Origin of the sequence: Streptomyces sp. NPDC058257, from assembly GCF_042881845.1 — a bacterium.
Lineage (GTDB): Bacteria > Actinomycetota > Actinomycetes > Streptomycetales > Streptomycetaceae > Streptomyces.
On record NZ_JBHVXJ010000002.1, the window covers coordinates 629971 to 655067 of the forward strand.

21 protein-coding genes are annotated in these 25097 nt (G+C 67.4%); 7 read left to right on the top strand and 14 right to left on the bottom strand.

The genetic code is table 11. The features are described 5' to 3' along the window. Positions 1 to 58: 58 nt before the first annotated feature. The 7 genes from trxA to ACFVXC_RS08330 all read right to left on the bottom strand — a co-directional run bounded on the left by trxA (position 59) and on the right by ACFVXC_RS08330 (position 9876). On the bottom strand, positions 59 to 391 hold the full coding sequence (trxA, locus tag ACFVXC_RS08300) for a thioredoxin (RefSeq protein WP_135332065.1): 333 nt from the start codon (positions 389 to 391) through the stop codon (positions 59 to 61). Positions 392 to 434: 43 nt separating this feature from the next. Beyond that, the gene (gene trxB / locus ACFVXC_RS08305) at positions 435 to 1394 is read right to left on the bottom strand and encodes a thioredoxin-disulfide reductase (protein ID WP_389902752.1); all 960 of its coding nucleotides are present in this window, start codon (positions 1392 to 1394) and stop codon (positions 435 to 437) included. Positions 1395 to 1576: 182 nt separating this feature from the next. Beyond that, on the bottom strand, positions 1577 to 2572 hold the full coding sequence (locus ACFVXC_RS08310; protein WP_389902753.1) for a hypothetical protein: 996 nt from the start codon (positions 2570 to 2572) through the stop codon (positions 1577 to 1579). Continuing rightward, positions 2569 to 3303, bottom strand: coding sequence for an RNA polymerase sigma factor SigM (sigM, locus tag ACFVXC_RS08315; RefSeq protein WP_389902755.1), 735 nt, complete (start codon positions 3301 to 3303; stop codon positions 2569 to 2571). Before sigM ends, ACFVXC_RS08310 begins: the two co-directional genes overlap by 4 nt. A gap of 33 nt (positions 3304 to 3336) precedes the next feature. Then, the gene (locus ACFVXC_RS08320; protein WP_389902758.1) at positions 3337 to 5046 is read right to left on the bottom strand and encodes a protein kinase family protein; all 1710 of its coding nucleotides are present in this window, start codon (positions 5044 to 5046) and stop codon (positions 3337 to 3339) included. Between the two features lie 118 nt (positions 5047 to 5164). Next, positions 5165 to 7459 (bottom strand): murein biosynthesis integral membrane protein MurJ, encoded by a 2295-nt coding sequence (gene murJ, locus ACFVXC_RS08325; RefSeq protein ID WP_389902761.1) that lies wholly within the window; start codon positions 7457 to 7459, stop codon positions 5165 to 5167. 47 nt (positions 7460 to 7506) lie between these two features. Next, positions 7507 to 9876, bottom strand: a complete 2370-nt coding sequence (locus tag ACFVXC_RS08330; protein ID WP_389903035.1) for a DUF6049 family protein — start codon at positions 9874 to 9876, stop codon at positions 7507 to 7509. A 192-nt stretch (positions 9877 to 10068) separates the two neighbouring features. Here ACFVXC_RS08330 and ACFVXC_RS08335 point away from each other — a divergent pair, with 192 nt between their 5' ends. After that, positions 10069 to 11511 (top strand): CCA tRNA nucleotidyltransferase, encoded by a 1443-nt coding sequence (locus ACFVXC_RS08335; RefSeq protein WP_389902762.1) that lies wholly within the window; start codon positions 10069 to 10071, stop codon positions 11509 to 11511. A 101-nt stretch (positions 11512 to 11612) separates the two neighbouring features. Here the strand turns inward: ACFVXC_RS08335 and ACFVXC_RS08340 are convergent, their stop codons facing one another. The 4 genes from ACFVXC_RS08340 to ACFVXC_RS08355 form a co-directional block, all read right to left on the bottom strand. Beyond that, the gene (locus ACFVXC_RS08340; RefSeq protein WP_389902764.1) at positions 11613 to 12089 is read right to left on the bottom strand and encodes a hypothetical protein; all 477 of its coding nucleotides are present in this window, start codon (positions 12087 to 12089) and stop codon (positions 11613 to 11615) included. A 113-nt stretch (positions 12090 to 12202) separates the two neighbouring features. Continuing rightward, positions 12203 to 13459 (bottom strand): MFS transporter, encoded by a 1257-nt coding sequence (locus ACFVXC_RS08345; RefSeq protein ID WP_389902765.1) that lies wholly within the window; start codon positions 13457 to 13459, stop codon positions 12203 to 12205. A 77-nt stretch (positions 13460 to 13536) separates the two neighbouring features. Next, positions 13537 to 14619, bottom strand: coding sequence for an inositol-3-phosphate synthase (locus ACFVXC_RS08350; RefSeq protein ID WP_389902767.1), 1083 nt, complete (start codon positions 14617 to 14619; stop codon positions 13537 to 13539). Positions 14620 to 14677: 58 nt separating this feature from the next. Further along, positions 14678 to 15364 (bottom strand): helix-turn-helix transcriptional regulator, encoded by a 687-nt coding sequence (locus tag ACFVXC_RS08355; protein ID WP_389902768.1) that lies wholly within the window; start codon positions 15362 to 15364, stop codon positions 14678 to 14680. A gap of 373 nt (positions 15365 to 15737) precedes the next feature. On the opposite strand from ACFVXC_RS08355, the gene ACFVXC_RS08360 reads away from it, so the two are divergent. Continuing rightward, complete coding sequence (locus ACFVXC_RS08360) at positions 15738 to 18467, top strand: transglycosylase domain-containing protein (RefSeq protein WP_389902770.1); 2730 nt, start codon at positions 15738 to 15740, stop codon at positions 18465 to 18467. A gap of 132 nt (positions 18468 to 18599) precedes the next feature. Further along, positions 18600 to 20147 carry a glycosyltransferase family 87 protein gene (locus ACFVXC_RS08365; protein WP_389903038.1) on the top strand — a complete coding sequence of 516 codons (1548 nt, stop codon included), beginning with the start codon at positions 18600 to 18602 and terminating at the stop codon, positions 20145 to 20147. A 95-nt stretch (positions 20148 to 20242) separates the two neighbouring features. Here the strand turns inward: ACFVXC_RS08365 and ACFVXC_RS08370 are convergent, their stop codons facing one another. From ACFVXC_RS08370 to ACFVXC_RS08380, 3 genes are all read right to left on the bottom strand, one after another. After that, positions 20243 to 21274 (bottom strand): alanine racemase, encoded by a 1032-nt coding sequence (locus ACFVXC_RS08370; protein ID WP_351169220.1) that lies wholly within the window; start codon positions 21272 to 21274, stop codon positions 20243 to 20245. Positions 21275 to 21364: 90 nt separating this feature from the next. Further along, positions 21365 to 22486, bottom strand: a complete 1122-nt coding sequence (locus ACFVXC_RS08375; protein ID WP_361828908.1) for a peptidoglycan bridge formation glycyltransferase FemA/FemB family protein — start codon at positions 22484 to 22486, stop codon at positions 21365 to 21367. Positions 22487 to 22632: 146 nt separating this feature from the next. After that, on the bottom strand, positions 22633 to 22944 hold the full coding sequence (locus ACFVXC_RS08380) for a hypothetical protein (protein WP_389902772.1): 312 nt from the start codon (positions 22942 to 22944) through the stop codon (positions 22633 to 22635). A gap of 276 nt (positions 22945 to 23220) precedes the next feature. Here ACFVXC_RS08380 and rpsF point away from each other — a divergent pair, with 276 nt between their 5' ends. The 4 genes from rpsF to rplI all read left to right on the top strand — a co-directional run bounded on the left by rpsF (position 23221) and on the right by rplI (position 24968). Continuing rightward, positions 23221 to 23511: a 30S ribosomal protein S6 gene (gene rpsF, locus ACFVXC_RS08385; protein WP_006604399.1), complete on the top strand. Its 291-nt coding sequence runs from the start codon at positions 23221 to 23223 to the stop codon at positions 23509 to 23511. Between the two features lie 80 nt (positions 23512 to 23591). Further along, positions 23592 to 24209, top strand: coding sequence for a single-stranded DNA-binding protein (locus ACFVXC_RS08390; RefSeq protein ID WP_389902773.1), 618 nt, complete (start codon positions 23592 to 23594; stop codon positions 24207 to 24209). Between the two features lie 57 nt (positions 24210 to 24266). Further along, the gene (gene rpsR, locus ACFVXC_RS08395; protein WP_003949403.1) at positions 24267 to 24503 is read left to right on the top strand and encodes a 30S ribosomal protein S18; all 237 of its coding nucleotides are present in this window, start codon (positions 24267 to 24269) and stop codon (positions 24501 to 24503) included. An 18-nt stretch (positions 24504 to 24521) separates the two neighbouring features. Further along, complete coding sequence (rplI, locus tag ACFVXC_RS08400) at positions 24522 to 24968, top strand: 50S ribosomal protein L9 (protein ID WP_383272450.1); 447 nt, start codon at positions 24522 to 24524, stop codon at positions 24966 to 24968. The last annotated feature ends 129 nt before the right edge of the window (positions 24969 to 25097 follow it).

The following is a 25097-nucleotide window of genomic DNA, read 5'->3' on the forward strand; positions in this document are numbered from 1 at the left end:
GGGTTGGCCCATTCGTGTTTCACGTGAAACAGCGCGTCGCTTGTCGCGGCACCGCTCGTTACTCGGCGATGAAGTCCGCGAGGTCGCGCTCCAGCGCGGCCTTCGGCTTGGCGCCGACGATCGTCTTGGCCACCTCGCCACCCTGGTACACGTTCAGGGTCGGGATGGACATGACGCCGTACTTGGCCGCGATGCCCGGGTTCTCGTCGATGTTGAGCTTGACGATCTCGATCTTGTCGCCGTGCTCGGCCGCGATCGCCTCGAGAGACGGCGCGATCTGGCGGCACGGTCCGCACCAGGCAGCCCAGAAGTCCACCAGGACAGGCTTGTCGTTCTTCAGGACGTCTTCCTCGAAGGAGGCGTCGGTCACGTTCTTCAGAGTGCCGGCCACGGCGGGCTCCTTAACTCGGTGGTGCGGTGGGGAGGATGGGATGTCAGACGGTCGCTGCGGCCGTCTCGCTGTCCACGAGGGCTGCGAGGAACCGCTCGGAGTCGAGGGCGGCGGAGCAGCCGGTGCCGGCCGCCGTGATCGCCTGGCGGTACGTGTGGTCGACGACGTCACCGGCGGCGAAGACGCCGGGCACGTTCGTCCGGGTCGAAGGCGCGTCGACCGTCAGGTAGCCCTCGCCGTCCAACGTGAGCTGACCCTTGAAGAGCTCCGTGCGCGGGTCGTGGCCGATCGCGATGAACAGGCCGGTGACGGGCAGCTCGGAGGTCTCGCCCGTCTTGAGGTTGCGCAGCGTAAGACCGGAGAGCTTCTGCTCGCCCTTGATCTCGGCGACCTCGCTGTCCCAGATGAAGCTGATCTTCGGGTCGGCCAGCGCGCGTTCCTGCATCGCCTTGGAGGCACGCAGGCTGTCGCGGCGGTGCACGATCGTCACGGACTTGGCGAAGCGGGAGAGGAAGGTGGCCTCCTCCATCGCGGTGTCGCCACCGCCGATCACGGCGATGTCCTGGTCCTTGAAGAAGAAGCCGTCACAGGTCGCGCACCAGGAGACGCCCCGGCCGGAGAGTACGTCCTCGTTCGGCAGACCGAGCTTGCGGTGCTGGGAACCGGTCGTCACGATCACGGTCTTCGCGCGGTGCACGGTGCCCGCAGTGTCCGTCACGGTCTTGATCTCGCCGCTGAGGTCGACGGAGACCACATCGTCCGGAACCAGCTCGGCGCCGAAGCGCTCGGCCTGAGCGCGCATGTTGTCCATGAGGTCGGGGCCCATGACGCCGTCCTGGAAGCCCGGGAAGTTCTCCACCTCGGTGGTGTTCATCAGCGCACCGCCGGCGGTGACGGCGCCCTCGAACACCAGGGGCTTCAGCGACGCTCGCGCGGTGTAGAGCGCCGCCGTGTAGCCGGCGGGCCCGGAGCCGATGATGATCACGTTACGGACGTCGGTCACGGCTTGATTCCTCGTCTCTGGAGACTGCTGCGTACTGCTGGGGGATGCCTGTCTCAGGTCTCTCACCCCACCCAACGGATCCTACGGGGCATGCATTCCCGACGTGTCCGAGCGCACGGAAGCATGTCAGGGACGTCAGGATGCCACGCTGAGCCGAGTCTCCCGCCGCGACGGTGGGAGGGTCAGGGCCGCGCGTAGGAGTTGGTCAGCAGAACCTTGCCCGCAGCGTCCGCCGACGACGCCTTGTCCACGCACGCCGCGTCGATGACGTATGCGGAGACCTTCATGCTGTCGGAGTCGTGGGACGCCACGACGAGGTAGGCGTCCTTCCCCTTATATGTGCCCTCTTCGGCGGCGAGCGGTGTCCTGTCGCCGATGCCGAGCTGAATGCACTTCGGGATGGTGACGGTTGCCTCGCGCAGCGGCGCCTGCTTGTCCTTCGGGGACTCGGGGCTGGACCGCACATCGAAGGACGGCTTGCTGCTTCCGGGATCGGACTCCGCGGTGGGCGCCTTGGTGAGCAGATCGTTCACCTGGCCCTTGAGCCTGCCCTCGGAGAAGGCGTGCGCCGGGTCGGCGTGGCCCGATGCCGTGTCGCTCGTACCGCCTGAGTCGTTGCCCAGGTTCTGTATCAACAAGGAGCCGAGACCGATGACGGCCGCGGTGAAGACGGCACCAAGCACTACGCTGCGTCGGCGTCCGCCCCGGAACCGGCGTCCGCGTCCGGGTCCCGTGGCGGCGCGAGAGTGTCCCGCTGGCCGGTCCGCGGGTGGGCTGGAGGCGGCGGCGCGAGAGGGTTCGGACGGCTCGAAGGGTTCAGAGGGTTCACCGGAGGCGGGCGATGTTTCACGTGAAACACGCACGGAGGCCATGGGCCTGAGCATCGGATCCTGATCGACCGAGTCGGCGGAGCCGGGTGCGATGGAGTCCAGCAGTGCTTCGGCCGCCAGTGCCGCGTCGATACGTCCGGCGACGTCGACCGGCATCCGCGGCGGTCCCGGCAGCGTGCCGAGCATGCCCCGGATCTCTTCCAGGGAGGCGTAGACATCGGCACAGAGTGTGCAGTCGTCCAGGTGCCGTCGCACATCGACGGTTCGGGACAGGGGGAGCAGTCCCTCTGTGAGGTCGGAGATCTCAGCGACTTCTGGGTGCCCGGCCGAGTCGGTCGTGGTTGTCACGCTCGCCCACCTCCGCCCTTCACAGCAGCTGGATCGCTTGGTCCCGTATCCCGTGGCCCCGCTGCAGGTGGGACGGATGTCCCCTGCGTCCGGTTCCTTCCCGGGCCCGACTTCTTACCGTCTTTGTCGTCACCGCTCTCTGTGCCCTGCGTACGCGCCTCCGTACGCAGGTGAGTGAGCAGTGGCAGCAGTCTGGCTCTGCCGCGTGCGCAGCGGCTCTTCACTGTGCCGGTGGGTACATCGAGGACCTGGGCCGCCTCGGCCACCGGGTAGCCCTGCATGTCCACGAGGACGAGGGCGGCGCGCTGGTCGTGCGGCAGGGTGCCCAGCGCCTCGAGGAGCTCGCGGTGCAGATCGCTCCGCTCGACGGGGGCCGCGGCCGACTCGTGCGGTTCGAGGAGTTGCTCGAGCCGTTCGGCGTCGTCGAGGGGAGAGGTCTTCCGGGACGCCGCCTTGCGTGCCCGGTCGAGGCAGGCGTTCACGGTGATCCGATGAAGCCACGTCGTGACGGCCGACTGCCCGCGGAAGGTGTGCGCGGCACGGTAGGCGGAGACCAGAGCGTCCTGGACCGCGTCAGCGGCCTCCTCCCGGTCGCCCAGCGTGCGCAGGGCCACAGCCCACAGACGATCGCGGTGGCGCCGTACGAGCTCGCTGAAGGCGTCCTTGTCACCTGCCACGTGATGGGCCAGGAGGTCCTGGTCGCTCATCTCGCCGTGCGTGGTGCCGTCCACCGTCGAACCCCCTCCCCCGGTGAGCCTCGGCCCTCAGCCTGCGAACTTCACGTCCGTGATGGCCTGCTTGTACCCAGCCCTGCTGAACTCATCACTGGGTGACCTCGGTACATCGGTGAGCCAGACGAGTACGTACCGCGTCGCGACGGACTTCTTCGCCTTGATCTTCGCGGTCTTGCCCTGCGTCGTGACGGTCCCGATCTTCTTCATCGAGCTCGGGGGCGTCGACGGGGTCAGCGAGTCCGCGGCGTACAGCTCGATCGTCGTGTGGTCACCGATGTAGCGGAGACCGATCGACGCCGCGGACACGTCCTGCTCTTTACCGAGGTCGTAGACGATGCCGACGCCGGGCTTGTAGGGGGCCAGCTTGGGACCTCCTATGAAGCTGTTGGTCCGCCAGTACGTCGAGCTGTCGCCGTCGTACGTGTTGGGGACCCCCGGAAGGTCCTGCGCGTCGCCCTCGAGGACGTACTCCTGGCCGTTCTCGATCTTGATCGGCTGTGTGGCCTTCGGCTTGTTCTTGTCGCCGCCGTCGGAGGTTTCCGAGCTGCCGGGGTCTTCGGAATTGCCGCGGTCCATCAGCGCGTCCGCCAGCTGCCAGCTGCCGAGGCCCAGGGCCGCGATCAGGAGAGCGGACACGGTCCACTTGAGGGCCTTGCCGGTACGGCTCTGCAGCGGGGGCGGTGGCACCGGAACCGGCTGGGTGGCACCCGGACGGGGTGCGGTGCGGCCGTAGGTGCCCTGCTGGTAGGTCGTGCGCTGGTATTCGGGCGGTGCGGTGAACACGGGCTCCGGCGGGCGGATGCGCGGCATCTCGCCGATCGCCTTCACCAGCTCCTCCGGCGTTGTGCACGGCGGATCCTGGCGGGAGGCGGTCGCCCCCTCGTTCACGAGCGCGCGCATGGCGAGCTCGGAGAGGCCCCTGTGTACGCCTGCGCGCACCTGATCGGGGGCGATGAGGCCGATGCCCTTGGGCAGCCCGGAGAGGCCGTACGCGTCGTCCTCGTAGGGCCAGCGCTGGGTCAGCGAGGCGTACAGCAGTGCGCCGACCGCTTCGGTGTCCGTGCGCTGCGGGGTGTCGGAGCTGATGCCGCGGAGTGCCGCGTTCACGGCGAGGCCGCGGATGCGGTACTGACCGGAGGATGTCCGCAGTACCGCGCTCGGGGTCAGCCGCAGGTGGGCGAGGCCCTCACGGTGGGCGGCCGCCATGGCCTGGGCGACCTGACTGACCAGCTGGTACGCGTCGTGCGCCTCAAGAGGGCCCGCAGCGAGCAGTGCGGTCAGTTCCGTGGCGTCCGGCAGCCACTCGTGCACCACATAGACGAGGTCGTTCTCCTCGACCGCGTCCAGGACGTGCACGAAGCGGGGGTCGCCGAGCAGCGCCGATGAACGGGCCGCCGCGAGTACCGATCGTGCCCGTGGGTGGTCGGCGGGCAGCAGATGCACGCCGACGGCCCGGCGGAGTTTCTCGTCCACCGCACGCCAGCTGCTGAAACCGTCCAGACGGGTGACGCACTCTTCGAGTCGGTAGCGTCTGGCGAGCTTGTGGCCGCTGTGCAGCTCGGGAGGTGATGCCGCCCCCGGGCCAGTGGGCTCACCGGTCTCCGCCGCGCCTTCTTCTGCCGATTCCCGTTCCCGGGTCTGGGCCACCCCGTCGGCCGTGGCCTCGTCCGCCTTCGCGGTCAGCGGCTCATCGCCGCTGTTGTCTGCCACGTCGACGGCAGCCGTGCTCCGTTCCGCCACCGTCGTTCCTGCCTCCCCATCCGTTGCGCTTCGTCAGACGCCAAACCCAATTGTGCCCACAGTCCGGCGCTATGCACGACACGCGGTAGCCGGTGATGGTTGTGCGAACTCCTGAATCTCACCGTCCGAGACGGCCGCGGACCATGCCGACCATCGAATTCAGTTCCGTGACCCGCATCTTTCGGGCGGCGATGAAGAAGACGCCCCCAAGGACGATTCCGCCGACCACCAACGCGATGAGCGAACCGCCGGCGCCGTTGCCCAGAGTCTTGAGGATCCCGTAGCCGACGGCGCCTGCGATGATCGCCGCCGGGATCGAGGCTCCGATGAGCCTCGTGTACGTGCGTGCCACCTGTGCGCCGTCCAGGTCGCCCCCCAGCCGCTTGCGCAGCCGGCTCCAGGCGACACCGACACCGACGGCGTAGGCGAGGCCATAGGACGCGGCCATGCCGACGACGGCCCAGCGGGCGGGCAGGACGAAGAAGCAGGCTGCGGACGCGGCGGCGTTGACGGCCGCGACGATGACCGTGTTGTAGAACGGCGTGCGCGTGTCCTCGTAGGCGTAGAAGCCCCTCAGGACGACGTACTGGACCGAGTACGGGATCAGGCCGAGGCCGAAGGCCATCAGGGTGTAGCCGATGTTCAGCGCGCCCGAGCCGGAACTGGCGTAGAGCAGAGTCGCCATCGGAACGCCCAGGGCGATGAAGGCGAAAGCACACGGCACGATCGCCACGGCCGAGGTGCGCAGGCCGTAGGAGATGTCGTCTCGGACGGCGGCGGGGTCTCCGTCGTTGGCGGAGCGAGAGATGCGGGGAAGCACCGCGGTCATGACCGAGACCGTGATGATGGCCTGTGGCATCTGCCACAGCAGCAGCGCGTAGTTGTACGCGGTGATGCCGGTGCCGGGGTGTCCCAGTTTCTCGGCGGTCGCGCCCGCGCTGGTGGCCAGCTGGGTGACGACGACCATGCCGAGCTGGTTGGCGAGAACGAAGAACAGGGTCCACTTGGCGAGCCGGGCGGCCTTGCCGAGGCCGTGGCCGCGCCAGTCGAATCGGAGCCGGAGCTTGAATCCTGCCTCGCGCAGGTACGGCAGCATCGACAGGGCCTGTACGGCGAGGCCGAGCAAGGTGCCGAGACCCAGCAGGCGAGCGCCTTCGGGGGTGATCGTGTTGGCGTCGATGCTGGTGTCGTTGAAGCTGCCGAAGGCCCAGATGAATGCCACGAAGGTGGCGATGACCACGATGTTGTTGAGGACCGGCGTCCACATCATCGCGCCGAACCGGCCGCGGGCGTTCAGGACCTGGCCGAGCACGATGTGCACGCCCATGAAGAACATCGTCGGGATGCAGAAGCGCGCGAAGGTGACCGTGACGTCCATCCGGACGGGGTCGTCGGCGATCGTCGGCGACATCATGCGTACGAGCAGTGGCGCGGCCACCACACAGATGACGGTGACCCCCGCGAGCAGGACCATGATGAGTGTGAGGAGGCGGTTGGCGTAGCCCTCGCCCCCGTCGTCGTCGTTCTTCATGGCACGCACGAGCTGCGGGATGAAGACCGCGTTCAATGCACCGCCGCCGACGAGGACGTAGATCATCGTCGGCAGGACGTTGGCGACCTGGTACGAGTCGTTGAGAGTGCCGACGCCGATCGCGGCGGCCATGACCAGGGTGCGCGCGAAGCCGGTGAGCCTGGACACCAGCGTGCCCGCGGCCATCACCGCGCTCGACTTCAAGAGGCTCGCCGCGCGTCCGCCGCCGCCCGACTTCGGGGCCGGAGCGGGAGCCGGGGGAGCCGCCGGGGCCGGGACCATCGGAGGCTCGGGCGGCTGGTAGCCGCCCTGCTGCGGGTAGCCGTTGCTCTGGGGATAGCCGTTGTCCGGGGGATAGCCATCGCCCTGGGGGTAACCGGTGCCCTGCTGGTAGCCGTCCTGCTGGTAGCCACCGGGCTGCTCGCGATAGCCGCCGGGCTGCTGGTCCCGGAAGAGGTGGGCGAAGGCGTCCGGCTCGTGGCGTTCCTCGCCGGCCTGGGTGACCAGGTCGTCGACGCCCACGAACTGTGTCGTACGGGCGTCGTCGCCGTACGGGAGGTGCCGGGTCGGGCCTTCGGGTTCGGGGGCCGGGGTCTGGGCCCACACGCGGGGATCCGGGGCGTGCTGCGGGGAGGGCGGCTGGGCGTAGAGCGGCTGAGGGTCCTGGTAGTAGCCGGGAGGAGGCGGGGGGTGTGCGGCGCGGTCGTACAGCGCCTCGGTCACCGGGTCCTGGGCGGTGAGATCCTGTGCCCGGTAGGGGTCCTGGTCGTAGGCGTCCTGGAGGTACAGGTCCGGGGCAGGCTGCGGTGGCACCTGCTCGCCCTCAGGGGGACCGGAACCGCCCGCCCCCTGGCCACGGTCACCGTCGTACGGCGCGTTCATGGATTACCCCACCTCATCGTCCCCGGGCCCACCGGCCACGACATCGCTCAACGGTCCACTCTCTCACCCGTGTCCGACGGGTCGGCGCTTTCCGGAGCGGTGTCCGGTGTCGGGTCACTCGGCTGCTCGGGGTCGTCCTCCCCCGGCTCCGTGCCGGACCCACCGTCCGGACCGTCTTCATGGCCGTCCTCCGGGCCTTCCTCGGCCTGCTGACGGGCGGCCCGCTTGCGCTGGGTGTACATCCGGAATCCGGCGAGCACGAGGAGCAGGACGCCGCCGGCGATGACCAGCATCACGGTGAGGGTGATCTCGGTGACGTTCACGTCGAAGCGGACCGGCTCGCCGTACGGCTGGCCGTCCTCGGTGTAGAGCTGGGCATAGACGGGGACCGGGCCGTTGGCGTTGGCCGTGGTGGTGAACTTCACCGACTGTGCGTGTCCGCCCGAGACCTTGATCCGCTGCTCCGAGTAGGCCTTGTCATCGATCTTCAACCGCGTGGGGTTCTCCGACGTCAGGCGCAGAACCATGTGGTCGATGCCTTGGACCAGGTTGTTTTGGACCGTCACCGGGATCGTTGCGCTGCGCCCCGAGAGCTTCGCGTCGGACTTCGAGATCAGCGCGACCTGTTCGACGAGCGTCGTCAGGTAGTCCTTCACGCCCTCGCGGAATGTCGCCGCCTTGCCGGTCCGGCCGCGCCAGGACGTCGACATCTCACGGTCTATGGCGCGCCCGAAGGGTGTGATCACACGGTCGGGCTCGCTGAGGATCGTCTGAAAGCGGTTGAGCTTGTTCTGGGTGTTCTGGATGGACTTGAAGGCCGACTTCGGCAGCTCCTGCTTACGCAGCGCCAGCGGATAGGAAGCGGCCGAAGGCACCTGGGTCGAGGCCGCCGGGTCCGGCTTCGTCTTCGCCGCCGCCGACAGGTCCTGTGGCTGTGACCAGCGCTCGTCGGAGAGGGCGGACAGCGCCTTCGCCATCGACTGGGCCTGGCTGGCGGAGGGCATGCGCTGCGGGGCGACGACGATGCTGCGCTGCTTGTCCGGTTCCTGCAGCGTGACCATCAGGCTCTGGGCGAGAAACTCCTGCACGGCGAGCGTGGAGCCCTCTGCCCCCGTCATGTCGCCCTGAAAAGCCGTGGAGAGGCGTGCGTCGGACACCACGGCCGTCTTGCCGCCGCCGATGGGCCGGGCGGCGTTGGGCGTGTACGGAAGGCCGCTGGACTCGCGCAGGCTGTCGCTCCGGGCGATCAACGTGTGGGCGCCCGCAGAGCTGGAGACATCGACGATAGACGGATCGAGGGCGCCGTTCACGGGCCACGCGAAGTCCGACTGAGGCTTGACGTGGAGGATGACCTCCACAGCCTCCGCTCCCACATCGGTGGCGTCCTTGAGCTGGCCGAGGGAGCCGGTGACGGTCTTGCCGTTGTGGGCGAGCGAGGCGAGGTCGGGATCGGCGAAGGGCAGCGCGACGACCTTCTCGTCCTTCACGGTCTGCTCGAGCTTGTTGAGCCACTGCTTGGCGACCGCCTGGTGCTTGCCCGCCGTGGTGCCCTTGCCGTTGGCGGTCTGCACCCGGTAGTTCCGCGTCATCGCGTCGACCGATGCCAGCAGGTCGGGATCGATGACCCAGGTGACGTCGAGCTGGCGGCCCAGGGACAGCATCTGCTCGAGGCGACCGCCGGGGGCGAGTTCCTCGGCCAGGTCGTCGTCCGTGAAGACGGGCGTCTGCTGCTCGTCCGAGCCGGTCTCCGCCGTGAGGTGCGGAGTGGAGATGAGCGGCCACAGATAGGTCGTCTTGGTCTTCGTGCCGGCGGCGCTCGACTGCCACGGCAGGAAGGTCCGCTCGAAGCCGAGCACCTGGGACCACGGCTGGGCGGTCGTCCGGCCCGTCAGCGAGACACCGAGCTGGTAGACCCCGTCGGCGCCGAGGCCCAGGGCCTTGACCGGCACGGAGATGCTGAAGTCCTGACGGATGCCGGGGGCGAGCTTGGAGAACTTCTTGACGTACTTGCCGCCGACCTCATTGCCGTCCGCTCCCGCCTGGTAGCCGGTGCGCTTGGCTGCGGAGTCGATCGCGCTCCGGCCGTTCAGGACCGGCCCCAGGCGCAGCCCGACCTCGGCTCCCGTCACCGTCTGCTTGCCCTCGTTGGTGACTGTCCCGCGGACGGTGAGCGTGTCCCCGTCCGACGGGGCGGTCGGTGTGAGTGCGTTGAGCGAGACGTCGACGGTGTTCGAACCGGTGGCATCTACTGCCGCACTCGGTGCCGCGCTCGGTGCCACGGCGTGCGCGGTCGGCTCCGCCGACAGCTGCAGCATGCCGGCCAGCACTGGGGCCGCAGCCAGCAACGCTGCCGTACGCCGGAGCCACCGGCGGGCAGGTGAGGGACTGGTCCCCGGGAAGTCTGCCGCCTCGGCCACGCGTTGCCCGTCCTCGTTGTCGTCAGTGGTCGTCGGTTGTGCGTCCACGCATGGTAACGAGGTGCGCTGTGGCGAAGTGCCGCGGACTGCTCCACATGATCGGAAGACCTGGCCGGAGAGGGGCGCGCGGCCTCGGGGGCCCGCCGAAAACCGGGCGGCTGGGGGCGTCCAGGGCACGTACCCTTTTCTGTTGTGCCGAACGCCAATGAAGAAAATCCCAGCGCACTGAGCCAGGTGCAGCGCCGCGCGGTCAGCGAACTGCTGCGTGTGTCCCCTGTCGCGGACGACCTCGCCCGCCGTTTCCAGGAGGCCGGGTTCTCTCTTGCCCTGGTCGGCGGATCGGTCAGAGACGCGCTCCTTGGCCGGCTCGGCAATGACCTGGACTTCACGACAGAAGCCCGCCCCGAGGACGTATTGAAGATCGTCAGGCCGTGGGCGGACTCGGTGTGGGAGGTCGGGATCGCCTTCGGCACGGTCGGGAGTCAGAAAGAGGGCTACCAGATCGAGGTCACGACGTACCGCTCAGAGGCGTACGACAGGACCTCGCGCAAGCCCGAGGTGTCGTACGGCGACTCCATCGAGGAAGACCTCGTACGCCGTGATTTCACCGTCAACGCGATGGCCGTCGCTCTCCCCGAGAAGGGGTTCATCGACCCGCACGGCGGCCTTGAGGACCTGGCAGAGCGTGTCCTGCGCACTCCTGGTACTCCGGAGGAGTCCTTCTCCGATGACCCGCTGCGGATGATGAGGGCCGCGCGGTTCGCCGCGCAGCTGGATTTCGAGGTGGCTCCGGAGGTCGTCGCCGCGATGAAGGCGATGGCCGAGCGGATCGGCATCGTCTCCGCGGAGCGTGTCCGTGACGAACTGAACAAACTGCTCCTCTCGCCGAACCCGGCGAAGGGACTTGCTCTACTTGTCGACACGGGCATCGCCGACCGCGTACTGCCCGAGCTTCCGGCGTTGCGTCTGGAGAGTGACGAGCACCACCGGCACAAGGACGTCTACGACCACTCGCTGATCGTCCTTGAGCAGGCGATGGCGCTGGAGGAGGACGGCCCGGACCTGACGCTGCGGCTCGCGGCGCTGCTGCACGACATCGGGAAGCCGCGGACGCGGCGCTTCGAGGACGACGGCCGGGTCTCCTTCCACCACCACGAGGTGGTGGGCGCCAAGATGACCAAGAAGCGCATGACAGAGCTCAAGTACTCGAACGAGCTCGTGAAGGACGTGTCGCGCCTGGTGGAGCTGCACCTGCGCTTCCACGGCTATGGGATGGGCGAGTGGACGGACTCGGCCGTACGCCGCTACGTACGCGACGCGGGCCCCCTCCTCGGCAGGCTGCACAAGCTGACCCGGTCCGACTGCACGACGCGCAACAAGCGCAAGGCCAATGCGCTGTCGCGTGCGTACGACGGCCTGGAGGAGCGCATCGCGCGGCTTCAGGAGCAGGAGGAGCTGGACTCGATCCGTCCCGATCTGGACGGCAACGAGATCATGGAGATCTTGGATGTGCGGCCGGGTCCGGTGATCGGCCAGGCCTACAAGTTCCTGCTGGAGCTGCGGCTGGAGAACGGGCCGATGGAGCGCGACGCGGCGATCGCGGCGCTCAAGGAGTGGTGGGCCGCGCAGGAGTGAGGTGAGGGGTGGGTGCGATGTTTCACGTGAAACATCGCATCTGATCCGGACATGCGAAGGGGCACTGTTTCACGTGAAACAGTGCCCCTTCGCGTATGTCGTTACTTGTTCTTCAGGCAGAGCACCACATCGTGGCTGCCGCCGGTCTGGTAGTAGGAGACCTCGGTCCCCTTGACCGCTTCGCACTTGCTGACGCTGCTCGTGTTGTCGAACTTCTCGATGACCTCGAACTCGGCGTCACTCGAGGAGCAGTCAGTGTTCTTCAGGTCCGGGGCGGACTGCGTGCCCTTATTGTGCAGGCAGTCACCGACGGCCGTGGTCTCGGCATCGCTCTTGCCCAGCTGCCACTTGACGACAGCGATGACGATGCCGATGACAATGACGACACCGATGCGCAGGACCAGCTTGCTGACCTTCCGGCCACCGCTCGGCGCTGCCGGAGGCGGAACCGGTGCCCCCTGGTTGTACGGCGGGTAGGGCTGCTGCGGAACGGTGGGCTGGCCGGGCTGCCCCGGCTGGCCGGGGTGCGGCTGCACGCCCTGGCCGTACGGATTCTGGCCCTGGGGCGGAGTGGTCACTTTGGGGTCCCCCTCGAACGGAAGCGCGATGGCGCGGATACGACGTCCGTAAGTTATAGGGATGCAGTGACATCCCTGTAGCTCAGGGAGGCTCTGTGGCATTGATGTGACACTTACTGTGCGTCAAACCTGGCCATAGCGGCAGCAATTGCTGCGTAGATAACGGCCACCGTTACCACCAGCGGAACCGATCGCCCGTCAGGCGGCAGCATCAGGGCGGCAACTCCAGCCGCGCCGACGAAAGCGACGTTGAACAACACGTCGTAGACCGAGAAGATCCGGCCACGGAAGCTGTCGTCCACCGCCGACTGCACCACCGTGTCCGTGGCGATCTTCGCTCCCTGTGTCGTCAGGCCCAGCAAGAACGCGGCGATCAGCAGTGGGGCCGGTGTGAACGGGAGGGCGAGCGCCGGTTCCAGGACCGCCGCGGAACCCGCGCAGACGATGATCCAACCGCCGGCCGTCAGCCGGTTCACCGCCCAGGGGGTCATCACGGCCGCCACGAAGAAGCCCGCCCCGGAGACGCCCACGGCGAGTCCGAGCAGGGCGAGCCCGTCGGACTCCGAGGACGACCACGCGTACCGGCAGAGCATCAGGACCATGACCGACAGGGCGCCGTAGCAGAACCGCATGAGTGTCATCGCGAGGAGCGTGCGGGCGGCCGGGCGCCGTTGCGTCAGATGCCGCACCCCGGCCATCAGGTCCCGCGCCGTACCGGTCAGCGCCGCTCCGAGCCGGGGTCTCATCAGCTCGGGTTCCGGTCCGAGGAGCTCCCGCCCCATCCGCAGCGAGGCGAGCGCCGCGCAGAGGTAGAGAGCGGCCCCGAGCACTACCACCGCAGCGTCAGAGTCGGAGCCCAACAGGCGTACGGCGAACGCGAGACCTCCGCCCACGGTGGCGGCCAGCGTCCCCGCGGTCGGGGAGAGGGCGTTGGCCATCACCAGGCGTTCGGTGTCGACCACGCGCGGCAGCGCCGCGGAGAGTCCGGCGAGGACGAAACGGTTGACGGCCGTGACGCAGAGCGCGGAGGCATAGAAGAGCCAGTCCGGCACGCCGCTCAGCATCAGCACCGCGGTCACCGAGGCAAGAGCGGTCCGCAGCAGATTGCCGTACAGAAAAACCTGACGGCGTGGCCAGCGGTCGAGGAGCACGCCGGCGAAGGGGCCGATCAGCGAGTACGGCAGGAGCAGCACAGCCATCGCGGAGGCGATCGCGGCCGGCGAGGTCTGCTTCTCCGGGGAGAAGACGACGTACGTGGCGAGGGCCACCTGATAGACGCCGTCCGCGCCCTGGGAGATCAGCCGCACGGCGAGCAGGCGCCGGAAGTCCCGCAGGCGCAGCAGTACGCGCAGGTCACCGACGACAGCCATGGGGCACAGCCTCACATACGAGGAGGGCCCCCGGGCGATCGCCCAGGGGCCCTCAACATTCGTTCGAGCGGCGAGCTTTAGCGCTCGACCTCGCCCTTGATGAACTTCTCGACGTTGGCGTAGGCCTCGTCGTCGAAGTACTGCACCGGCGGGGACTTCATGAAGTACGAGGACGCGGAGAGGATCGGGCCGCCGATGCCGCGGTCCTTGGCGATCTTCGCGGCGCGCAGGGCGTCGATGATGACACCGGCCGAGTTCGGCGAGTCCCAGACCTCGAGCTTGTACTCGAGGTTCAGCGGGACGTCACCGAAGGCGCGGCCCTCGAGGCGGACGTACGCCCACTTGCGGTCGTCGAGCCACGCGACGTAGTCGGACGGGCCGATGTGGACGTTGTCCTCGCCGAGCTCGCGGTCGCGGATCTGCGAGGTGACGGCCTGCGTCTTCGAGATCTTCTTGGACTCGAGGCGGTCGCGCTCCAACATGTTCTTGAAGTCCATGTTGCCGCCGACGTTGAGCTGCATGGTGCGCTCAAGACGGACACCGCGGTCCTCGAACAGCTTCGCCATCACGCGGTGCGTGATGGTGGCGCCGACCTGCGACTTGATGTCGTCGCCGACGATCGGGACGCCCGCCTCGGTGAACTTGTCGGCCCACTCCTTGGTGCCGGCGATGAAGACCGGGAGAGCGTTGACGAAGGCGACCTTGGCGTCGATGGCGCACTGCGCGTAGAACTTCGCGGCGTCCTCGGAACCGACCGGCAGGTAGCAGATGAGGACGTCGACCTGCTTGTCCTTGAGGATCTGGACGACGTCGACCGGGGTCTCGTCGGACTCCTCGATGGTCTGGCGGTAGTACTTGCCCAGGCCGTCGAGGGTGTGGCCGCGCTGGACGGTGACGCCCTTGTTCGGGACGTCGCAGATCTTGATGGTGTTGTTCTCGCTGGCGCCGATGGCGTCCGTGAGGTCGAGGCCGACCTTCTTGGCGTCGACGTCAAAGGCGGCGACGAACTCGACGTCGCCGACGTGGTACTCGCCGAACTGGACGTGCATCAGGCCCGGGACCTTGGCGTCCGGGTCTGCGTCCTTGTAGTACTCGACGCCCTGGACCAGCGAGGCGGCGCAGTTGCCCACGCCGACGATGGCTACGCGAACCGAACCCATTCCGGTTGCTCCCTGTGTGATTCGTGTATTCCGGATGAGACCCGCGGACCGCGGGGCCTCACTTGGCGGTGTCATCGGACGGATCCGGCGGCGGGTTGACGTCCCGCCGCCGGGGCAGGCCGCCCGACTCCCCAGATGTGCTGTCGTGCTGAGCGGAGCTGTCCGGGGCGGACCGTTGCTGGTCCCGCCCCGTTCGCTCGCTCTCGATGAGCTCGTTCAGCCAGCGCACTTCGCGCTCCACGGACTCCATTCCGTGCCGCTGCAGCTCAAGCGTGTAGTCGTCCAGGCGCTCCCGGGTACGAGCCAGGGAGGCGCGCATCTTCTCCAGACGCTCCTCGAGGCGGCTGCGACGCCCCTCGAGCACCCGCATGCGTACATCCCGCGAGGTCTGCCCGAAGAAGGCGAAGCGGGCGGCGAAGTGTTCGTCCTCGTATGCGTCGGGGCCGGTCTGGGAGAGCAGCTCCTCGAAGTGCTCCTTACCTTCCGCCGTCAGCCGATAGACGATCTTGGCGCGGCGCCCGGTGAGGGGAGCCGCGAGGGCCTCCTCGGGGGTGCCGCTCGGTTCCTCGATCAACCAGCCGTTGGCGACCAGCGTCTTGAGACAGGGGTAGAGCGTCCCGTAGCTGAAGGCGCGGAACACTCCCAGCGACGTATTGAGTCGTTTACGCAGCTCATAGCCGTGCATCGGGGACTCGCGCAGCAGGCCGAGAACGGCGAACTCGAGGATGCCGGAGCGTCTGCTCATCTTCGCCTCCCGTCTGCCAGCGTCTGTCGACACGGTCTTTATGCCGAGCTGATGTATCGACTCGATACATCGAGACGATAGAACGGCCTGCCTGCTGGGACAAGAGGGGAAACGGTGAACGGCGTCACATCACCGATTCGTAGGAAGTAACTTGCCTGATTTTGGGTGAACTTCGGTTCTAAGAGGGTTTTGACGGTGCGTAGTCTGTGCGCCATGCAGACCGCCGGGAACCAAGTGACGCCTGAGGGCGTCGTTCTCCCTGGTGTAGTGCGGGTGAGCGCAGGTATGGGCGCATCCGTACTTCGGGGGGACCGGAAACCAGCCGCCGTTTCCAGGCGCGGATACCTGCGCCTGCCCGAGGAGTAATCGTTCGATGAGCGAGCACCGTCGCAAACCGCCGCAGCCGCAGGGCGGCGGACGCGCCGCGGCCAGACGCGGCGTCCCAGGCACGTCGTCCGGCCGCCGCGCTGCACCGCGTGGCGCCACTGGATCGCCCACATCCTCAACCGGCTCGCACGGATCAGGGGCCCCTGATGACGGGGACCGTTCCTACGGCGGCCGTGCCGAGGCCCGCCGTGCCGCGCAACGCAGCGGTTCCGTAGGCTCCGGCGGGCGCCGCAGAGCGGCCGACGGGTCCGGTGCCGGGCGCGGAGGCGCCGGTGGCGGAGGACGACGCGGTGGTGGCGGCCCGAACGGGCCGGGCCGCGGCCGAGGCCGTGGCGGTCATGAGCCCCGCAAGAAGCGGTTCATCGACTACCCGCGCGCGGAGAAGGACGGTCTGCGGCGCTGGGTACCGTCCTGGCGCCTTGTCACCGGTCTGTTCGTCGGCTTCCTCGGCGGCATGATGGCGGTCACGGGAATCGCGTACGCCCTGGTGGCGGTGCCGAAGGTCGATGATGCGGCCACGGCTCAGAACAACGTCTACTACTGGGGCGACGGCAAGCAGATGGTCGCGACCGGCGGTGAGACGAACCGCCAGATCATCGACTACGACAAGATCCCCAAGGAGATGCGGACCGCCGTCATCTCGGCCGAGAACAAGTCGTTCGAGGACGACAAGGGCGTCGACCCCATGGGCATCACGCGTGCCGTGGTCAACATGGCCAAGGGCGGAGAGACCCAGGGTGGCTCGACCATCACGCAGCAGTACGTGAAGAACGCGCGCCTGGGTGACCAGTCGCAGACGTTCACGCGTAAGTTCAAAGAGCTGTTCATCTCCATAAAGGTCGGCCGGACGGTCTCCAAGGAAGAGATCATGGCGGGGTATCTCAATACCGCCTACTACGGCCGTGGGGCCTACGGCATCCAGGCCGCCGCCCGTGCCTACTTCGGCGTGGACGCCACTGAGCTGGACCCCAGCCAGTGCGCGCTCCTGGCGACGGTGCTCAAGGGCGCCACGTACTACGACCCCGCGGGATCAGCCGCCGTCGACCCCGCGGCCACGCAGGAAGCCAACACCGCGCGAGCCACCAAGCGCTGGAAGTGGATCCTCGATGAAGAGGTCAAGGATGGTCACCTGACCGCTGAGACCCGGGCCAAGTACGAGGATTTCCCGAAGCTGCAGAACCCTCGCTCCAACGCTCAGCTGGGCGGACAGGTCGGTTATCTGGTCGACCTGGCCAAGGCGTACGTGATCAACAACAGCAATGGCAAGATCACGGCCAACGACCTTCAGCAGGGTGGCTACGAGATCCACACGACCTTCGACAGGAACAAGGTCAAGAAGCTCGAGAAGTCCGTCGAGAAGGTCCGTAAGGCCAACCTCAAACCCAAGCTGCGCCCGGACAAGGACACCCACGTCCAGTTCGGTGGTGCGTCCGTGAACCCCAAGGACGGCGCGATCGAGGCCATCTACGGCGGTGAGGACGCGACCAAGCACTTCACCAACAACGCGGACCAGACCGGTGCGCAGGTCGGCTCCACGTTCAAGCCCTTCGTCCTGGCAGCGGCATTCAAGGACGGAACACGCGACAAGAACGGGCCGCCGGACCAGGGCGAGGGCCAGCGCACCATCGTCAACCCCAAGAGCCTCTACAGCGGCAAGAACAAGCTCAAGATCCAGAACTACGACGGCAGCATCTGGAAGGACAAGAAGGGCAAGGAGTGGCTGCAGACCAACGACGGCGGCCAGGACTACAACAAGCCGACCTATCAGATTGATCTCCGCGAAGCGATGCGGGAGTCCGTCAACTCGGCTTATGTGCAGCTCGGCATGGATGTCGGCCTGGACAAGGTGCAGGACGCGGCCATCGCCTCCGGTATCAAGGAGAAGAGCCTGGCCAGCTCCAATTACCCGTCCTTCTCCCTCGGTACGTCATCACCGAGCGCGATCCGGATGGCCGGCTCCTACGCCACCTTCGCGTCCAGCGGCGAGCAGAACGAGCCGTTCTCGGTGAAGAAAGTCGAGCACAAGGGCAACACCGTCTTCCAGCACGAGTCGCAGACGAAGCGGGCCTTCGACGAGTCGGTCGCCGACAACGTCACCGATGTGCTCAGGACCGTAGTCGAGAAGGGCACGGGAACGTCGGCCCAGCTGCCCGGCCGACAGGTGGCGGGCAAGACCGGTACGACCGACGGCAACAAGTCCGCCTGGTTCGTCGGCTACACCCCGCAGCTGTCGACCGCGATCAGCATGTACCGGCTCGACGACAACGAGGGGAACAAGAAGCGCGAGTTCCTCGAGATGTACGGCACGGGTAATCAGAAGAAGATCCACGGTGCCTCGTTCCCCGCGGAGATCTGGAAGGACTACATGGAGCAGGCCCTGAAGGGGCAGCCCGTGGAGAAATTCCCGGTCCCGGATCCGATCGGTTCAGTCGTCGGTGAGACGCCGCCGCCGCCCCCGACGCCGACCCAGTCCAAGACCGAGGAGCCGGATAAAACCCCCCCGCCGACTCCCTCGAAAACCGGGACTTCCCCGACTCCCTCCGGAAGTCCCACGCCCAGTGAGTCCTGTTCCGACTGGAGCTGGCAGTGCGAGAACGACGGCGGTACGTCGGAGGGCGGGGATACCGACGGCAGTACCGGCGGAGAGTCGCCACCGACCACACCGGATCCGCCGGGCGAAGACGGTGGAAACAGCGACGGAGGCATCTTCGGCTGATCGAGCCCCAAGTGCGTGTTTCACGTGAAACAGTGCGTTTCACGTGAAACACGCACAGCGGGGCATCGACGAGGGCCGCTACACCGCACCGGCGTGGCGGCCCTCTCCGTGTTCTCAGGTGCGTACGGCAGGATGTGCGGCATGCCCAGTGCAGAGACGACGCGCACGAGCGTGCACAAGACCACTAGTGCACAACAGCCGGAGCCCGTACGGCCGACCAAGGAGGACGAGGTCGCCGCGGCCGGCAGCGAGCTGATCGGTGGACCCATCGGCCGCAGAGTGCTGTACCCGGCGACATGGTGGACTCCCGTACGTGTCATCGCGCTCGTTGCCATCGGAATGTTCGCGCTCGGCATGGTGCAGAAGATGCCGTGCTACGACGGTGCCTGGTTCCAGGGCGCGAGCTCGCAGTACACGCACGCCTGCTACTCCGACATCCCGCACCTCTACGAGGGGCGCGGCTTCGCCGATGGGCTCGTGCCCTACTTCGACAAGCTGCCCGGCGACATGGAGTACCTCGAGTACCCGGTGCTGACCGGTGTGTTCATGGAGGTGGCCTCCTGGCTGACACCGGGCAGCGGCAGCATCCAGCACCAGGAGAAGTTCTACTGGATGGTCAATGCCGGGATGCTGATGGCCTGTACGGCGGTCATCGCCGTCTGCGTCGCCCGCACCCACCGGCGCCGCCCATGGGACGGCCTGATGGTCGCCCTGGCGCCCGCCTTCGCGCTGACCGCCACCATCAACTGGGACCTGTTCGCCGTAGCTCTCACGGCCGCTGCGATGCTGATGTGGGCACGCGGGGGCACGCTCTCCGCAGGCGTCCTGCTCGGCCTTGCGACCGCCGCGAAGCTCTATCCGGCGCTGCTCCTCGGCCCACTGCTCATCCTGTGCTGGCGGGCGGGGCGCTGGCGGGCCTTCTGGGTGACGGCGGGGGCCGCGGTGGGTGCCTGGCTCGTGGTGAACCTGCCCGTGATGATCACGCATGACGCGACGGGCTTCCACATCCGCGAGGGCTGGGCGAAGTTCTACACCTTCAGTCAGGAGCGGGGTGTCGACTTCGGCTCGGTCTGGCTGATCCTCTCGCAGCGCATGGACGAACCGCTGTCCACGGACACGGTCAATACCCTGGCGACGGCGCTGATGCTGCTGGCCTGCCTCGGAGTCGGTGCGCTGGGCCTGACCGCGCCGCGCCGCCCGCGTTTCGCGCAGCTCGCCTTCCTGGTGGTCGCCGCGTTCATCCTCACCAACAAGGTCTACTCGCCGCAGTACGTGCTGTGGCTGATTCCCCTCGCCGTGCTGGCCCGGCCGCGCTGGCGTGACTTCCTGATCTGGCAGGCGGGCGAGGTCGCGTACTTCCTGGGCATCTGGCTGTACCTCGCGTACACGACCAGCGGAGACGCCCACAAGGGCCTGCCGACCGAGGGCTACCAACTTGCCGTCATGGTGCACCTGCTCGGGACGCTGTACCTGTGCGCCGTGGTCGTACGCGACATTCTGATGCCCGAGAGGGACCCGGTGCGCAAGTCCGGGGACGACGACCCCTCAGGGGGTGTCCTGGACGGCGCACAGGACGTCTTCGTCCTCGGAGCGGCTGCCCATCCTCCGCGGCACGCGGTGCACTCCACCGAGGGTGCCAACGTGCGGTGGGGGGCCACGTCGACCGACGTTTCACCCTGAGCGAACAGGCGGCCGATGCGGCCGGAAACGACCGAAGGGCCGGGAGCGACGACTGTCGCTCCCGGCCCTTCGGCCTGTGGTCGGTCCGGCTGCGATCAGCGGTCGACGATGCGGTCGAACTGCGTGGTGGTGTGCCGCAGATGGGCCACCAACTCCTCGCCCACCTTCGGCTCGGGCGCGTCCGAGGGCACGAAGAGGATGGAGACCTGCATGTGCGGCGGCTCCGCGAACCAGCGCTGCTTGCCGCCCCAGACGAACGGCGACAGGTTGCGGTTGACGGTCGCGAGGCCGGCGCGGGCCACGCCCTTCGCGCGCGGCACCATGCCGTGCAGCGCCTTCGGGGCCTCCAGGCCGACGCCGTGCGACGTGCCGCCCGCGACGACGACCAGCCAGCCGTCGGATGCGACCTTCTGCTGGCGGTAGCCGAAGCGGTCGCCCTTCGTCACCTGAGTGACGTCCAGGACGGCGCCGCGGTACTGGGTGGCCTCGTGGTCGCCCAGCCACAGATGCGTGCCGATGCGCGCCCGGAAGCGCGTCTGGGGGAACTGCTGCTGCAGGCGGGCGAGCTCGTTGGCCTTGAGGTGGCTGACGAACATCGTGTGCAGCGGTAGACGGGCGGCACGCAGCCGGTCCATCCAGCCGATGACCTCCTCGACGGCGTCCGAGCCGTCGGTGCGGTCCAGCGGCAGGTGGATCGCGAAGCCCTCGAGCCGTACGTCCTCGATGGCCGCGTGCAGCTGTGAGAGCTCCTGCTCGCTCACGCCGTGCCGCTTCATCGAGGACATGACCTCGATGACGACGCGGGCGCCCACGAGGCCGTGTACGCCGTCCAGGGACGACACGGAGCGGATGACGCGGTCGGGCAGCGGCACGGGCTCCTCGCCCCGCCGGAACGGGGTCAGGACCAGCAGATCACCGCTGAACCAGTCCTTGATCCGGGCGGCTTCGTACGTGGTGCCGACGGCGAGGATGTCGGAGCCGAAGCGGGTCGCTTCTTCAGCGAGGCGCTCATGACCGAAGCCGTAGCCGTTGCCTTTGCAGACCGGGACGATTCCCGGGAACTGCTCCAGCACGTGCTTGTGGTGTGCCCGCCAGCGCGCGGTGTCGACATAGAGCGTGAGCGCCATGGCCGGATCCCGGAACCTTTCTCGTGGCTGCGGTGTATCAGAGGTAAGAAGACTGTTTGTGGCTGTGGGAATTGTGCCGGGTCGGCGCGGTCAGCGGCGCGACATGTAGATGTCGAGTGCCTTGTGGAGCAGCTTGTTGAGCGGGAAGTCCCACTCGCCGATGTACTCGACAGCCTCTCCACCCGTGCCCACCTTGAACTGAATCAGTCCGAACAGGTGGTCCGTCTCGTCCAGAGAGTCGGAGATGCCCCGCAAGTCATAGACGGTCGCGCCGAGCGCGTAGGCGTCCCGGAGCATCCGCCACTGCATCGCGTTCGAGGGCCTGACCTCGCGGCCGATGTTGTCCGACGCGCCGTAGGAGTACCAGACGTGCCCGCCGACGACGAGCATCGTCGCCGCGGAAAGGTTCACGCCGTTGTGCCGCGCGAAGTACAGCCGCATGCGGTTGGGGTCCTCGGAGTTGAGGGCCCGCCACATCTGCTGGAAGTAGCCCAGCGGCCGCGGACGGAACTTGTCGCGGATCGCGGTGATCTCGTAAAGGCGCTGCCATTCGGCGAGGTCTTCGTAACCGCCCTGGACGACCTCGACGCCGGCCTTCTCGGCCTTCTTGATATTGCGTCGCCACAGCTGGTTGAAGCCCTTGAGGACCTCGTCCAAGGAGCGGTTGGCCAGCGGCACTTGAAAGACGTAACGCGGTTGTACGTCACCGAATCCGGCACCGCCGTCCTCACCCTGCTGCCAGCCCATTTTCCGCAGCCGGTCGGACACTTCGAAGGCACGCGGCTCGATGTGCGAGGCCTCGACGTCCCGCAGGCGCTTCACATCCGGGTTCTGGATGCCCGACTTGATCGCGGGAGCGTCCCAGCGCCTGATGACGACCGGCGGACCCATCTTCACGGAGAAGGCGCCCTGCCGCTTCAGATGCGCGAGCATCGGCTGCAGCCAGTCGTCCAGGTTCGGTGCGTACCAATTGATGACCGGGCCCTCGGGGAGGTACGCGAGGTAACGCTTCACCTTGGGCAGCTGTCGGTAGAGCACCAGGCCCGCACCGACGAGTTCGCCGGTCCGGTCGTCGAACCAGCCCAGGTTCTCCGAACGCCATTCACTCTTCACATCCGCCCATGCCGGGACCTGGCAATGACTTGCCGACGGCAGGCTCTGGATATACGCCAGATGCTGCTCGCGACTGATGGTCCTCAGGGTCAGACTCATTCGGGGCGCTCCTCGGGCTGGTGTGTCCCCATGGGTACAGGGGCTCCGGCTCTCGCGCCGAAGCCTACTGTGCCCCGAGAGCGCCCCGTCTGGGCGTAGGGAACCTTAGCCCCGGCCCTCTGTGCGGCGGGGGCGTCGGAGGGCGGCTACCAGAGCCCGCCGAAGAGTCCGCCATGGGCCATACCCAGGAAGAATCCGACCGCCGATGCGCCGAGGCCGAGGATCAGGCCGAAGCGCTCGCGAGTCGTCTCGGAGATGAACTGTCCCCACGCACCCGTGGCGATCCCCACCAGGCCGGCCCAGGAGCTGAGCAGGTGGAGGTTGTGGAACATCGCCGTGACGAAGGCGATCGCTCCCAGGACCAGGGTCACGCCGAGCAGCGTGTCCTGCATGGGATGACCCTTGCCATCCGTGGCGAAGAGGGAACCAGCGGTGTTCGGTCGCAATGTCTGTGCCATGAGGCACCTCCTGCGTAAGGCGGCGCAGCGTAGCGCCATACACACCCGATGTGTACAGATTCTGCCCCTCTGCCGCCGGATTTCAACCGGAAGCCCAGGTGCGGGTACTGTGTACCGTCTGCACCGGTGTCTGCCCAGGCCATGGCAGGGACTTCCGATCGGTCTACTGATCGGGGAGCCCGATTGTCAGTGGCTGCCGATACCGTTGCGTACGCATCACGACCCTCCTGCCACGGAACGACCGTGGCCGCTGAGTCCAAAGGAGGTGGGTTCCACATGCGTCACTACGAAGTGATGGTCATCCTCGACCCCGATCTCGAGGAGCGCGCTGTCTCCCCGTTGATCGAGAACTTCCTCTCCGTCGTCCGTGAGGGCAACGGAAAGGTCGAGAAGGTCGACACCTGGGGCCGTCGTCGTCTCTCGTACGAGATCAAGAAGAAGCCCGAGGGCATCTACTCGGTCATCGACCTGCAGGCCGAGCCTGCGGTCGTCAAGGAGCTCGACCGCCAGATGAACCTGAACGAGTCGGTCCTCCGGACCAAGGTCCTCCGTCCCGAGACCCACTGAGCTTCCTAGCTCAGCGGTACTCGGGATCCGAGTAGCAGCAGCAAAAGCAGCCAGCAGCAAACCCGCCGAGAGGTTCCCCCATGGCAGGCGAGACCGTCATCACGGTCGTCGGCAATCTTGTCGACGACCCCGAGCTGCGCTTCACCCCGTCCGGTGCGGCGGTCGCGAAGTTCCGTGTCGCGTCCACTCCCCGCACCTTCGACCGTCAGACCAATGAGTGGAAGGACGGCGAAAGCCTCTTCCTCACCTGCTCGGTCTGGCGTCAGGCGGCGGAGAACGTCGCGGAGTCGCTTCAGCGAGGCATGCGCGTCGTCGTGCAGGGCCGGTTGAAGCAGCGGTCCTACGAGGACCGTGAGGGCATCAAGCGCACGGTCTACGAGCTGGACGTCGAGGAAGTGGGCGCCAGCTTGAAGAACGCCACGGCCAAGGTCACCAAGACCACCGGTCGAGGCGGCCAGGGCGGCGGATTCGGCGGCGGCGGTGGCGGCCAGCAGCAGGGCGGCGGCAACTGGGGCGGCGGCTCCGGTGGCGGCGGTCAGCAGCAGGGTGGCGGCGGTGCTCCCGCCGACGACCCCTGGGCGACCGGTGCGCCGGCCGGCGGCGGCCAGCAGCAGGGCGGCGGGGGTGGCTGGGGCGGAAGCTCCGGCGGTTCCTCCGGCGGCTCTGGCGGCGGCTACTCGGACGAGCCCCCCTTCTAGGCCTCAGGGCCAGAGGTGGGCCGTTCCCACACTTCTTGATCAAACAGGAGAGAACACATGGCGAAGCCGCCTGTGCGCAAGCCTAAGAAGAAGGTCTGCGCATTCTGCAAGGACAAGGTCACGTACGTGGACTACAAGGACACGAACATGCTGCGGAAGTTCATTTCCGACCGCGGCAAGATCCGTGCCCGCCGCGTGACCGGCAACTGCACGCAGCACCAGCGTGACGTCGCCACGGCCGTGAAGAACAGCCGTGAGATGGCGCTGCTGCCCTACACGTCCACCGCGCGATAAGGGAAGGGTGACCGACTAATGAAGATCATCCTCACCCACGAGGTCTCCGGCCTCGGCGCCGCCGGCGAGGTCGTAGACGTCAAGGACGGCTACGCCCGCAACTACCTGATCCCGCGGAACTTTGCGATCCGCTGGACCAAGGGTGGCGAAAAGGACGTCGAGCAGATCCGTCGTGCTCGCAAGATCCACGAGATCGCGACCATCGAGCAGGCCAACGAGGTCAAGGCCCAGCTCGAGGGCGTCAAGGTCCGTCTGGCCGTCCGCTCCGGCGACGCCGGTCGCCTCTTCGGTTCCGTCACCCCGGCTGACGTCGCTTCGGCGATCGCGGCCGCCGGCGGTCCGAAGATCGACAAGCGTCGTGTCGAGCTCGGCGCGCCGATCAAGACGCTGGGCGCCCACGCGACGTCCGTGCGTCTGCACCCCGAGGTTGCCGCTCAGGTCAACATCGAGGTCGTCTCCGCCTAAGCACTGCGCTTGGCAGAGCTGAAGCAAACGTTGGGCCGCACCCTCTGGGTGCGGCCCAACGTGTTTCTCGGACGTGTGGTCTGACGGATGTCGTGTTTCACGGGATGCGCTGTTTCACGTGAAACAGCG

What these genes read in the sequence shown, in the direction of transcription:
- ACFVXC_RS08345 (WP_389902765.1), bottom strand. Translation starts at nt 13,459, where the DNA reads ATGGCTGTCGTCGGTGACCTGCGCGTACTGCTGCGCCTGCGGGACTTC.
- ACFVXC_RS08370 (WP_351169220.1), bottom strand. Translation starts at nt 21,274, where the DNA reads ATGGCGCTCACGCTCTATGTCGACACCGCGCGCTGGCGGGCACACCAC.
- murJ (WP_389902761.1), bottom strand. Translation starts at nt 7,459, where the DNA reads ATGAACGCGCCGTACGACGGTGACCGTGGCCAGGGGGCGGGCGGTTCC.
- ACFVXC_RS08360 (WP_389902770.1), top strand. Translation starts at nt 15,738, where the DNA reads ATGAGCGAGCACCGTCGCAAACCGCCGCAGCCGCAGGGCGGCGGACGC.
- rpsR (WP_003949403.1), top strand. Translation starts at nt 24,267, where the DNA reads ATGGCGAAGCCGCCTGTGCGCAAGCCTAAGAAGAAGGTCTGCGCATTC.
- ACFVXC_RS08375 (WP_361828908.1), bottom strand. Translation starts at nt 22,486, where the DNA reads ATGAGTCTGACCCTGAGGACCATCAGTCGCGAGCAGCATCTGGCGTAT.
- rplI (WP_383272450.1), top strand. Translation starts at nt 24,522, where the DNA reads ATGAAGATCATCCTCACCCACGAGGTCTCCGGCCTCGGCGCCGCCGGC.
- ACFVXC_RS08355 (WP_389902768.1), bottom strand. Translation starts at nt 15,364, where the DNA reads ATGAGCAGACGCTCCGGCATCCTCGAGTTCGCCGTTCTCGGCCTGCTG.
- ACFVXC_RS08365 (WP_389903038.1), top strand. Translation starts at nt 18,600, where the DNA reads ATGTGCGGCATGCCCAGTGCAGAGACGACGCGCACGAGCGTGCACAAG.
- ACFVXC_RS08380 (WP_389902772.1), bottom strand. Translation starts at nt 22,944, where the DNA reads ATGGCACAGACATTGCGACCGAACACCGCTGGTTCCCTCTTCGCCACG.
- ACFVXC_RS08390 (WP_389902773.1), top strand. Translation starts at nt 23,592, where the DNA reads ATGGCAGGCGAGACCGTCATCACGGTCGTCGGCAATCTTGTCGACGAC.
- rpsF (WP_006604399.1), top strand. Translation starts at nt 23,221, where the DNA reads ATGCGTCACTACGAAGTGATGGTCATCCTCGACCCCGATCTCGAGGAG.
- ACFVXC_RS08350 (WP_389902767.1), bottom strand. Translation starts at nt 14,619, where the DNA reads ATGGGTTCGGTTCGCGTAGCCATCGTCGGCGTGGGCAACTGCGCCGCC.